Origin of the sequence: Ornithinibacillus salinisoli, assembly GCF_042684965.1 — a bacterium.
Lineage (GTDB): Bacteria > Bacillota > Bacilli > Bacillales > Amphibacillaceae > Ornithinibacillus > Ornithinibacillus salinisoli.
In genome coordinates this window covers 100,701-112,733 of sequence record NZ_JBHUMI010000014.1, presented here as the reverse complement: position 1 = coordinate 112,733, position 12,033 = coordinate 100,701, and the positions used below count along the sequence as shown (strand labels likewise).

Annotated in this window: 11 protein-coding genes; 10 read left to right on the top strand and 1 reads right to left on the bottom strand. The window is 36.9% G+C overall.

The window, feature by feature from the left end; genetic code table 11:
* Nucleotides 1-28: 28 nt before the first annotated feature.
* From ACFSTA_RS07895 to ACFSTA_RS07865, 7 genes are all read left to right on the top strand, one after another.
* The gene (locus ACFSTA_RS07895) at nt 29-760 is read left to right on the top strand and encodes a LytR/AlgR family response regulator transcription factor (RefSeq protein ID WP_377556062.1); all 732 of its coding nucleotides are present in this window, start codon (nt 29-31) and stop codon (nt 758-760) included.
* Nucleotides 761-1,112: 352 nt separating this feature from the next.
* Complete coding sequence (locus tag ACFSTA_RS07890; RefSeq protein WP_377556061.1) at nt 1,113-1,415, top strand: DUF4212 domain-containing protein; 303 nt, start codon at nt 1,113-1,115, stop codon at nt 1,413-1,415.
* A gap of 16 nt (nt 1,416-1,431) precedes the next feature.
* A complete protein-coding gene (locus ACFSTA_RS07885; RefSeq protein WP_377556060.1) occupies nt 1,432-3,135 on the top strand; it encodes a sodium:solute symporter family protein in 1,704 nt (567 codons plus the stop codon).
* A 66-nt stretch (nt 3,136-3,201) separates the two neighbouring features.
* Nucleotides 3,202-3,660: a hypothetical protein gene (locus ACFSTA_RS07880; protein WP_377556059.1), complete on the top strand. Its 459-nt coding sequence runs from the start codon at nt 3,202-3,204 to the stop codon at nt 3,658-3,660.
* 136 nt (nt 3,661-3,796) lie between these two features.
* Nucleotides 3,797-4,120 carry a hypothetical protein gene (locus ACFSTA_RS07875; RefSeq protein ID WP_377556058.1) on the top strand — a complete coding sequence of 108 codons (324 nt, stop codon included), beginning with the start codon at nt 3,797-3,799 and terminating at the stop codon, nt 4,118-4,120.
* A gap of 223 nt (nt 4,121-4,343) precedes the next feature.
* Entirely contained in the window at nt 4,344-4,559 is a 216-nt protein-coding gene (locus ACFSTA_RS07870) for a hypothetical protein (protein ID WP_377556057.1), read from the top strand.
* A 107-nt stretch (nt 4,560-4,666) separates the two neighbouring features.
* Nucleotides 4,667-6,748, top strand: coding sequence for a sigma-54 interaction domain-containing protein (locus tag ACFSTA_RS07865; protein ID WP_377556056.1), 2,082 nt, complete (start codon nt 4,667-4,669; stop codon nt 6,746-6,748).
* Between the two features lie 32 nt (nt 6,749-6,780).
* On the opposite strand, the gene pepV is transcribed toward ACFSTA_RS07865, so the two are convergent.
* On the bottom strand, nt 6,781-8,175 hold the full coding sequence (pepV, locus tag ACFSTA_RS07860) for a dipeptidase PepV (protein WP_377556055.1): 1,395 nt from the start codon (nt 8,173-8,175) through the stop codon (nt 6,781-6,783).
* A 228-nt stretch (nt 8,176-8,403) separates the two neighbouring features.
* Here pepV and ACFSTA_RS07855 point away from each other — a divergent pair, with 228 nt between their 5' ends.
* The 3 genes from ACFSTA_RS07855 (at nt 8,404) to ACFSTA_RS07845 (ending at nt 12,018) form a co-directional block, all read left to right on the top strand.
* On the top strand, nt 8,404-10,047 hold the full coding sequence (locus ACFSTA_RS07855) for a peptide ABC transporter substrate-binding protein (RefSeq protein WP_377556053.1): 1,644 nt from the start codon (nt 8,404-8,406) through the stop codon (nt 10,045-10,047).
* A 92-nt stretch (nt 10,048-10,139) separates the two neighbouring features.
* Nucleotides 10,140-11,072, top strand: a complete 933-nt coding sequence (locus ACFSTA_RS07850) for an ABC transporter permease (RefSeq protein WP_377556052.1) — start codon at nt 10,140-10,142, stop codon at nt 11,070-11,072.
* A 49-nt stretch (nt 11,073-11,121) separates the two neighbouring features.
* Complete coding sequence (locus tag ACFSTA_RS07845) at nt 11,122-12,018, top strand: ABC transporter permease (RefSeq protein ID WP_377556448.1); 897 nt, start codon at nt 11,122-11,124, stop codon at nt 12,016-12,018.
* The last annotated feature ends 15 nt before the right edge of the window (nt 12,019-12,033 follow it).

The following is a 12,033-nucleotide window of genomic DNA, read 5'->3' as shown; positions in this document are numbered from 1 at the left end:
ATAGATTCTCTAGAAGAGGTGTTTAAATATGAGAATAAACGTAATGATAGCAGAGGATGAACGGTTAGCAAGAGAAGAGTTAGCGTATCTCTTGCAGCAGGAAGAGGAAGTAATATTATGTCCAAGTGCAGAGAATGGAGAGCAATTATTATCGTTCTACCAGGATTACCACCCAGATGTGATTTTTCTTGATATTCATATGCCAGGTTTGACAGGTATAGAGGTGGCTGAAACTCTTCGGACCGAACAAAAAAATGGTGGTCCGCTAATCGTTTTTACGACCGCCTATGATTCTTATGGTGTACAAGCATTCGATCTTCAGGCAACAGACTATCTTCTCAAACCATTTGACCATGATAGATTTCAGGTTGCCATGAAGCGGATACGTGCAGCACTCCATCCAAAAGAAGTTGTTAAACCGAAAGTAGATAAAATAGTATTAACTGTCGATGAAAAAATGGTCGTTATCGATCCGAAACAAATTGGTTTTGCCGTTCGAGAAGGGCGAGTGCTAAAAATACATACGTTAAAAAACGATATTATGGAAACAAGAATGAACTTGAATGAATTGGAGGATAAATTAATAGGCTATCCATTTTATCGGCCCCATCGTAGCTACTTAGTTAACATAGATGCAATTAAGGAAATCAGCCCATGGTTTAACGGGGCATATAACCTAGTGATAAAAGATACAAACAAATCCGAAATCCCCTTAAGCCGAACAGCAGCCAAAGGCCTCTTTGACGTCCTGCAAAGGTGAAGAGATGGAGGGGATGGGGGTTGATGGGACGGAGGGTCAGACCCCTCGTCCCATCAGGTACGTCTCCTAAAGTGGGACGAGGGACCTGACCCCTAATCAACAATGTCGTTTAGATATGAATTTATACATTTGAAACAGGCTTAGCGACATTTGGGATGATAATAAAAATTGAATAGTTTGAATTTTATATACTGAATATACAGAAGATATCCAGTATTTTTTTGTGGTTTTAATGTAAGCGTTTTCTTTATGGAGGTGGTAGTAGTTTAAGAGGTATTGCGTATTTTTTCTATCAAGGGGGGAGTATTTACCTTTGTTGATTTAAGTTTACTTTTATAAGGAGGTCTTTAGGTTGGAAAAATCAGATGCTTATAAAACGCTTGATGATAAGCAAACACGATACTGGAAGAAAAATGTGAAGTTAATAAGTATCCTACTAACTATTTGGGCTATTGTTGGATTTGGGGGAGGAATTCTGTTTGCAGAACCATTAAATAAAGTTCAATTTTTTGGTGTATCACTCTCCTATTGGATTGCTCAACAAGGTGCTATTTTAGTGTTTATTTGTTTGATTTTGTCCTATGCAATACGGATGGATAAATTGGATAAGGAATATTTAGAGGAATTAAAGAAAGAGCAGAAAAAAATAGGATAAGAGGGAGGGATAGCTTTTGAGTGTAGAATTTATTACGATTACGTTAGTTATAATAACCTTTGCAATATATACAGGAATTGGTTGGTGGTCAAGGGTTCGTGATACATCTAATTTCTATGTTGCAGGACAAAATGTACCAACTGTAGCTAATGGTGCGGCAATCGCAGCTGACTGGATGTCTGCAGCCTCGTTTATATCGATGGCCGGCTTGGTTGCCTTTTTAGGCTTTGATGGAACAATTTATTTAATGGGTTGGACTGGTGGATATGTTCTTTTGGCGTTATTACTAGCACCATATTTACGAAAATTTGGAAAGTTCACTGTACCTGATTTTATCGGAGATCGTTTCTATTCCAGTAATGCCCGTGCTGTTGCAGCGATTGCCACCATATTTATTTCACTAACCTATATCTCTGGCCAAATGCGTGGGGTTGGAATTGTCTTTAGTCGTTATTTGCAAGTTGACATTATTGTTGGTGTACTAATCGGAATGGCTATTGTAGGTTTCTTTGCTCTACTTGGAGGAATGAAGGGTGTAACATGGACACAAGCTATTCAATACTTTGTCATTATTATTGCTTTCATTATTCCTGCAGCTGCTATTTCCTTTCAATTAACGGGAAATCCCATTCCACAGTTAGCACTTACTGGAAGTGACATAGTCGATCGACTCGGGCAAATTCAAGTAGATCTTGGCATGACGGAATATATGTCTCCATTTACGGATTTATCGCTATTAAATGTTTTTATGATAACTCTGGCATTAATGGCAGGAACGGCAGGTTTACCACATGTGATCGTCCGTTTCTATACGGTTAAAAGTGTTCGTTCTGCTAGATGGTCGGCAGTTTGGGCGATCATTTTTATTGCATTGCTATATTTAACTGCTCCAGCAGTCGGGGCGTTTGCAAAGTATAATTTAATAGACACGATCGCCGGCGAACCATTAGAAGACATACAGAATATTGAGTGGGTGGAAAAATGGGAAACAACAGGATTATTACAATTTAATGATTTGAATGGCGATGGAATCGTTGATTTTACTGGTGGTGACGATAACGAGGTTGTTATTGATGGAGATATTATCGTTCTCTCCACCCCGGAAGTGGCAAATCTTGCACCATTTATTATTGCCTTAGTTGCCGCAGGTGGTCTGGCAGCAGCACTATCGACAGCTTCTGGTTTATTAATTACGATGACAAGTGCCGTTTCGCATGATATATATTATCGTATTTTTAATAAGCAGGCATCAGAAAAACAACGGCTACGGGTTGGTCGTCTTACGTTGTTGGTTGCCTTATTAATTGCTGCATATGTTGGGATCAATCCACCAGGGTTTGCTGGTGAAGTGGTTGCACTAGCATTTGGTCTAGGAGCGGCGAGTCTTTTCCCTGTTATTTTACTCGGTATTTTTGATAAACAGATGAATAAAGAAGGGGCAGTTGCTGGTATTTTAACAGGTTTGATCTTTACTCTTGCGATGATTGGTATGATTCTATCGCAATCTATTTTCGGTACAGATCAGCCAATTCTAGAAAGCTTTTTCGGTATTAATGCGCAAGGTGTTGGCGTAATTGGTATGGTACTGAACTTCATTGTAAGTTTCATTGTCTCTCGTAATACGGCAGCTCCACCGCTAGAAATTCAGCAGTTAATTGAGAATGTAAGAGCACCGGAAGTTGATGAAGATAGTGAAATAGCTGCTGGAAAAGAAGAATAAGAATTTAATAGACATATATGATACAGGCCATATCGATGGTTTGATGTCGGAAAGGAGGCAGGAAGCATGAATTGGACCATAATTATAGCAGTGTGTATTGGCGTATTTTACTTCCTACATCCGTGGATGAATTTGAAAACTTTTCAAAAAGTAATTGGAATTACGCTGTTTCTAGAGGTATTCTATCTGGTTGGACATTATGTGATGAGTTGGCCATTTCCGACACCAATCGTTCTTGCGCAATTGTTTGTCGTTTCTGGGATGGGGGTAGCCTTAGGTGTTTTCTTCTCACGCCTTTGGCCACTACCACCTCATAAAGGTTTTGAACGCATTTTCCGTACATTTTTATTAGTCATCCCAGCCTTAGGGTTTGGAATGGGACTTCAAGTACTATTACAAGGCGCCCAAGCAACACAGGCTATTTATCTGATATTCGCATGTGCAGCATGGTTAGGATCAGGGCACTTTGTACGTAGGGAATTAGTGGGGACAGACCCCTCGTCCCACGCTCCTAAGGTACAGTAGGGGTCAGACCCCTCGTCCCAACTCCATATCAGTACAAGGAATACAAAAACAGGATTGCATTCAATGCAGTCCTGTTTTTGATTGCGTTGAGAGGAGAGAAGTTTAAAACCTCTTCCTTCTCCTTATAACTGGGACAGTGGACCTGTCCCCTCGTCCCACTATTACGAAGAACACATGGATTGATGAAAAAAGGAAAAAATCCTTAGATAGTCAATCATTGGAAGAAAATGAGGAACACATACATAATTTGAAAGACATTATGAACCCATTTCAAGTTCGGGAAATATTAGAGCAATTAGCGGAGTATTTGTCAGTTAAGCAAATTGTTGTTGTCTTGTTTATGGAAGTTTTTAATTTTACTGCAAAAGAAACTGCTGGTATGTTACGAGATACTGAGATTAGTGTATATAAGATGGGAACGTCTTTATGGTGTGTTGTTGAACAGAATATGAATTTTTAAACTTTGATGTAAGGAATTTGCATAATAATACGTTTCTTAAGTTGAAAAGTATAAAGGAGGAATGAAAGATGTTAAAGATAGGTGCGGTTTTTGTACCAGTAAAGGATTTGAAAGATCAATTAAGTGTTATAAGGAAAAAATGAAATTGAATCATGTAGGAACGTGGCCGGATAATACAGGGGCTGATTTTTACCTTTGAAATGAGAAGCAATATTTTACGCTTGTGAAAGTGAATGAAAAACCTCCAACAACGTTTCCAGACTTTAGTAATTTTGATAAAACATACTATAATTTTACTACTGTCAATATTAAAGACACTCATCAAGAGCTACAACAAAGGGGAGTCGAGGTTACCAAAATAATTGATCATGGTGCCATATTTGGTTTTGATTTCTATGATATAGACGGAAATAAGTTTGGAGTTGTCGTTGATAAGTAATTGCTATTAGTGATAGTAAGGAACAGCTCCCACGCTCACAACCCATTTTTGTGGGACGAGGGGTCTGTCCCTATGGTAGAATGCTAGTAAGAAAAGGGTGATGATACATGGGGAAGAATAGATTGGAACTTTTGGTTGTTGCTTATCGTAATACTTCGTTGCATGCAATTATTAATCAATTACATGATGTTGGTTTTACACAGCATTGTAATGTCAGAGGGATACTGGTTGACCAAATGGAGACTATATATACACCTGATTTAACATTGGCAACTAGTGAGGTTGTATATCAAATGGGGAAAAAGTGTATTCAAAAAGATACTCCGTATATTATTGCCAGACGTTCGATTAACTTTGCGAGGATAAAACAATTGCTTTCGTTACCCAAGGGATCACGGGTATATCTCGTTAACAATATGAAAGATGCAGCAGAGGAAGCAATTAATACATTATTGGAAGTAGGAATTAATCATACTTATGTTCCTTATTATGGACAAGAGACTCCAGATCCTTCCATAACTGTTGCCGTTACTCCAGGTGAGGTAGATCTGGTTCCTAACACGATAAAAACCATGATCGATATTGGGAATCGATTACTTGATATGTCTACGTTATACGAAGTGTATGAGTATTTTGGAATTTCTACTTTTGCGAGTAATAACCAGTTAACTGCAAGGTATATTCATTCCACTGTTTCCTTAGTGAAAGAATTAAATATGGAGATTAATCAATCACAAGGATTGCAAAAAAGTTTAGAAGGAATCGTTGATCAAATTGAAGAGGGATTAATTGTATACGACCAATTTAACCAAATTATTTCGATCAACTCGCAAGCATCAGAATTATTAGGCAAAACCTATATGGATTTGATAAGTGAAGATCTATCGAGTATCCCTACTGTTTTTTATAATCCATTCATGCAAGTGGAAATGGAGAAAGAAAATTTTATTGAAATTGAGAACACAACTTTTTACATAAGAAAAAAAAGAATATTAGTCGGTTCGAAGGTATTTGCGACGATTATTCTGTTTCAAAAAATGAATCGGATTAAAAGTATTGAAACAAATTACCGAATAAAGACTCAGAAAAAGGGACTTGTAGCAAAGCATACTTTTTCCGATATCAGAACGAACTCTGCAACTATGCTTTCCATTATTGAAAAGGCAAAGAAAATGGCGAGAAGTGACTCGACTATTTTTATTTATGGAGAAACCGGTACAGGGAAAGAAGTGATGGCACAAGCAATTCATTCAGCTTCCAATAGGAGTGATGGCCCATTTGTTGCTGTAAATCTAGCTGCCGTCCCTGAATCTTTAGTAGAAAGTGAACTATTTGGGTATGAAAAAGGTGCTTTTACAGGTGCAAGTCAAACGGGTAGTATGGGATTATTTGAAAGAGCTCATCAAGGAACCATTTTTTTAGATGAAATTGGAGATGCATCACCAACCATTCAAAATAGATTACTTCGGGTTCTCCAAGAAAGAGAAATTCAGCGAGTTGGAGGAGGACAACCGATACCAATAGATGTTCGCGTGATAACAGCTACAAATAAGGACCTAAAACAACTTATTAATGAAGGAAAGTTCAGGGAAGATTTATTTTATCGGCTGAATATACTACCAATTCCATTACTCCCAATTCGTAATCGAAAAGAAGATATATTACTATTATGCGAATTGTTTGCGAAGGAATTTGAAGAAAAATTACAGCGGGAACCTATCGTTTTTTCCAAAAGAGTGATAGATGAGTTGTTGAATTACGAATGGCCAGGTAATGTTCGCGAAATTAGAAATACGATCGAATATATTAGCCATATTAGTGAAGGTGAAGTTACAGTAGATGTTTTGCCTTCTTATATTAAAGAACAACAAGTGCCATTAAAACAATACTTCGAACAAGAAGATATGATCTATTATACTTTGACTGAAAAAGGGTTTTTACAAGATTGCCAACTGATACTAACGGTTCTTGTTCAATTAGGTTGTAAAGGAATTGGACGTAAAAACTTACTTAAATTGCTAGCAAATAAGAATCCAACAATAACAGAGCAGATGCTACGTTATCGAATGGAATTACTTTCTGAGATGAACCTCATTGAGGTCGGACAAGGAAGGAAAGGTTCATTTATTAATTCGAATGGAGAACGGTTCTTGTCATATTTGGAACAACCAGAGAAAAGAAGTGTGTAAGCTACATACACACTTCTTTTTCTACTTCAAAATTAAATATTTGCTAATCGATAAAGTGCTTCTGCGTATATAAGTGTGGCTTTTTTTAGATCATCCAACTCAGCGTATTCATCTACCTGATGTGCAGTATTGGTTTTACCAGGAAAAACGGCTCCAAAAGCGACACCATTTGTTAAAAATCTAGCATAGGTTGCCCCGCCGGTTGACAGGAGAGTAGCTTTATTATTCGTTACCTTTTCATATGCTACTTGTAGTGCTTTTATTCCATCATGTTCTGCATGAACATAATGTGGCTGTGTTGATCGTTGATTCGATATAAACCATCCTTTTTGATCTGCTAATGCTTTTAGTTGGTCGATAGTCTTCTCATATGGTGTTTCAATTGGACACCGGATATTTAGTTGAATAGTTCCACCTTTTTCTAAATCATAATGAAGAATTCCTGCATTTACGGTAAGTTTTCCTGCTATATTATCCTCGAAATCTATGCCAAGATTTTGCCCATAAAAGTCATTCTTTAGATACGTTTGGATAAAAGTTAAGTATGGATGGAATTGTAGTTCTTCCAATGAAAGTAAAATACTCGCAAGTGAAAAAGCAGCATTTTGACCTTTAAATGGTTCCATTCCATGTGCAGAGACACCTACAGTTCGGATTGTGAACGAATGTTCATCAGTTTGTTCCATGGAAACATCCTCATGAATTTGTTCTAATTGATTAATACGCTGTAATTGTTCTTGCGTAAACTTTCCTTTTATTACCGCACTAGCTATGTCTGGAACCATATTTCCTCTTGTTCCAGCTTGAAACGATTCGAGATTAATCGTGTCCTTAGCATATTTTGGCTTACATGATAACTCTAGATTTATTTGCCCTTTTTCCGCATGAATAATTGGAAACTGAGCATCGGGTGCAAAACCAAATAGGGCTTCTGGCTCATTGGCAACATAGGATTTCATGCAATTCATACCACTTTCCTCGTTCGTACCAATAATGAGACGAATTCGGTGTTTAATGGGGTACTCTGATTTTATTAATAGTTTTAGAGCATACCATGCTGCCATTGTAGGACCTTTATCATCGATTGCTCCTCTCGCATATATTCGGTTATTTTCTACATACGGTTCAAATGGTGGATTTGTCCATTTACCTGATGCTGGAACCACATCAACATGACATAAAACCGCAATATAATCTTTTGCTTCTTTTGGTCCAAATTCGATATAACCATACAATCCATCATGTTGATAGGTTAATAACCCTTCTTCTTCTCCTTTTGCTAACATAAACGATAGTGCTTTTTGGATATCTTCCCCAAAAGTCATTCCTTCCTTGGGATTGGATTGTTTGATGCTAGGTATGGCTAGTAAGTCAGATAAATCTTGAATAAAATCTGATTCCTCGAATAAATTCTCCCATGTTTTCATATTTGTTCCCCTTTCTTTTTATATAACATAGCAAATTACATGCCAACTTTAAAACAGTCTTCAATCTACACTACGTTATTTTATGGGGTGTTTTTTAGGTTGAATAAAACAACCAAATAGCCTTTTAATTAACCTGTTTGATTTAATAAATTGAAAATTAGTAGGTTTCAGACTTGGCATGGTTTTTGCAAATATATAATTAATAAATTAAAAGGGGGAATTTGAAAAATGAAGAAAAATTTATGGAAGATCTGGGGGATGCTTCTGTTAGCTATTATGCTTCTCTCTGCTTGTAACTTCTCTGGAGATGAAGGAGCCAGCTCGGAACAAAATTCTGAAGAGGGTGGAGGCGAAGAAAAGGTTCTACGTTTAAGTTTGGAAAATGATATTCCTGATTTAAACCAGGTAGAAACAACCGATGGTATTTCTTTTGATATCTTGAACAATGTTATGGAAGGACTTTATCGTTTAGATGCGGAGAACAATCCAGAGCCTGCGATGGCCGAGAGCGTTGATGTGTCAGATGATGCACTAACTTATACCTTCCATTTGCGAGAAGGCATTAAATGGAGCAATGGAGAAGATGTGACCGCAAATGATTTTAAATATTCTTGGTTACGTGCGATGCATCCGGATACATCTGGTTCGTATTCGTTTATTCTAGCAGATTATATAAAAGGCGGAGACGCTTTTGCGAGTGGTGAGGCTACTGAAGACGAAGTAGCTATTACGGTAGAAGACGAAAGTACATTAATAGTGGAGTTGAATGAACCGACACCATATTTCTTAGGATTAACGGCTTTTGCGACTTATTTTCCATTAAATAAAGACTTTGTAGAAGAGCAAGGAGATCAATTTGCATTAAGCCATGACGCTATTCTATATAATGGTCCATTTGTAATAACTGAGTATGATCAAGCGGCTGGAGTAGAACTTGAAAAAAATGATCAATATTGGGATCAGGATAATGTAGATTTAGATCAGGTTAGCTTGAAAGTAATTAAAGAAAAGAGTACCCAGTTGAATTTATATGAAGCTGGAGAGTTGGATCGAGTTACATTATCTTCCAATGATGTCGATGAATTTAAAGATAGTGACGAATTTGGTACGGAGACAGAGTTTACTTCATGGTACATTCAATTTAATTTGAGCAAGGAACCATTTGATAATGAAAATATTCGTAAAGCCTTTCAATTGGCATATGAACCAGAAGTGTTAACTTCTACAATATTAAATAATGGATCCGAGCCTGCATATTCATTAATTGCTCCAAAAATGCAAGGGCTTGAAGATCAATCATTCCGTGACCTTAATGGAAAAATTATTGAACCAGATTTTAAAAAAGCTAAGGAATATTTGGAAAAAGGTTTAGCTGAAATTGGTGGCGAATTACCAGAAGTTGAGATTTTAACCGCAGATGATACCGTTGCAAAAGATGCTGCTACGTTTATTCAAAGTCAGGTAAAAGAAAACTTGGATGTGGATATTTCGATCGTAACGAAACCATATAGTGGTCGATTAGATGCAATGCGTGAGGATGATTACCAGTTTGTTATTTCCAAATGGGGTGCAGATTACAATGATGCTACAACTTACCTTGATTTATGGGTAGGAGACCCACCTAGTGCATTTAGAGGACACTATCACAACCCTGAATATATGGATCTAGTATATAAGGCAAAGGAAGAAAAAGACGAAGCTACACGTATGGATCTATTATTAGAAGCTGAAAGAATCCTACTAGAAGAGGATGCTGTATTGGGACCACTTTATTATGAAGGATCTGCCTTCTTACAAAAATCAAATGTCGAAAATTTAGTGAATCATCCATATGGAGCACGTCTAGAGCTTAAGGATGTAACGGTAAACTAATTAATTTTAGTGATGCCTCTTTTATGGAGAGGCATCCTTATTTCTACATATGAAACCCAACCCTTATTCTCCAAGGAGGGAGGAAACTAACGATGAAAAAGTTTATTCTTGTACGACTAATAAATATTATGATTACACTTTTTATCATTGCTACACTCACATTTTTTCTAATGAAAATGTTACCTGGATCACCATTCGATGAAGAAAAACTAGCAGATTTAACGGAAGAAGCACGGATGGAATTTTATGCAAGATATGGACTTGATGAACCTGTCCATGTTCAGTATATAAAATATATGAGCAATTTGCTACAAGGTGATCTGGGAGTATCTTACTACTATAAAGAGCAACCAGTCAGTTCACTCATTATAAAGCGTGTAGGACCTTCTGCTTTATTAGGTTTTCAAGCTGTTGTTCTTGGTCTGTCTATTGGAATTATTTTAGGGATGGTAGCAGCTTTTAGACATAATACAATTTGGGATTATATTACGATGATTGTAGCTGTGTTAGGCGTATCGATTCCCAACTTTGTATTGGCAGCATTTTTACAGTTTTATGTTGGTTTAAAGTGGGGGCTTTTCCCAGTTGCTTATTGGGAAAGTTATGACAACTCGATTTTGCCAACAATAGCTTTAGCAGTTACAGTGGTTGCGTTAATTGCTAGATTTACGAGAAATGAAATGTTGGAAGTACTACAACAAGATTATATTGTTACAGCACAGGCCAAAGGATTAGGAGACTTGGCAGTTCTTGTGAAGCATGCGATACGAAATGCCTTAATTCCAGTTGTGACGATCTTAGGACCTGTTTTTGTGAGTTTACTAACTGGTTCGTTAGTTATTGAAAATATCTTTAGTATTCCTGGTATAGGTAGTTTATTTGTCGATTCTATTAAAATGAATGACTATACAACTATTATGGGATTAACGCTCTTTTACAGTGCATTTTTTATACTAACTATACTAATTGTGGATGTTTTGTATGGAATCATTGATCCGCGGATAAGGGTTAATAGAAAGGAGTGATTGCTTCGTGAAAACAACACAAGAAAAGCAGGAGACTTATCCAGATAAAATGTTCGAAGTTGTTGGTAGGAAAGAGGAACAGAGTGAAAAAATAAGTAAACCTGTTCGCTCTAATTGGCAAGATGGTTGGCTGCGTCTGAAACAAAATAAAGCAGCAATGGTAAGTTTATTCATCATTCTAGTCATTGTGTTGTTGTCAATTATTGGTCCCTACTTAAATGAATATAGTTATCAGCAAACAAATTATGACAGTGTTTATACAGAACCTAGTAGTGATTATTGGTTAGGTACGGATAAATTTGGTCGTGATCAATGGACGCGATTATGGGAAGGAACACGTATCTCATTATATATTGCGGTTTTAGCGGCACTTTTAGATATCATGATTGGAATCACTTATGGAGCCATTTCTGGATGGCGAGGTGGAAAAATAGATAACATTATGCAGCGGGTTATAGAAATTCTAGTTGGAATACCAAACTTAATTATTATTATTCTACTGATTATGTTAATGAAACCTGGAATTATGACTATTATGCTAGCCATGGTTATCACAGGATGGGTTAATATGGCCAGACTTGTAAGAGGACAAGTATTTAAACTAAAAACACAGGAGTTTATTCTCGCTGCAAGGGCATTAGGAGCCAGTAACAAACGTATTATTTTAGGTCATATGCTCCCGAACACATTAGGAATCATTATCATCAATATGATGTTTACAATACCTAGTGCTATTTTTATGGAGGCGTTTTTAAGCTTTATCGGATTAGGTCTTCAGGAACCACTAGCTTCACTAGGTGTTCTTATTAATGACGGATTTCAGTCCATGCGGAACCAATTCTACCTATTAGCATACCCATCTATTATCATTGTTGCACTAATGGTTTGCTTTAATATGCTAGGTGACGGATTGAGGGATGCATTTGATCCAAGAATGAGGAAATAAAAGACAGAAAGGGTA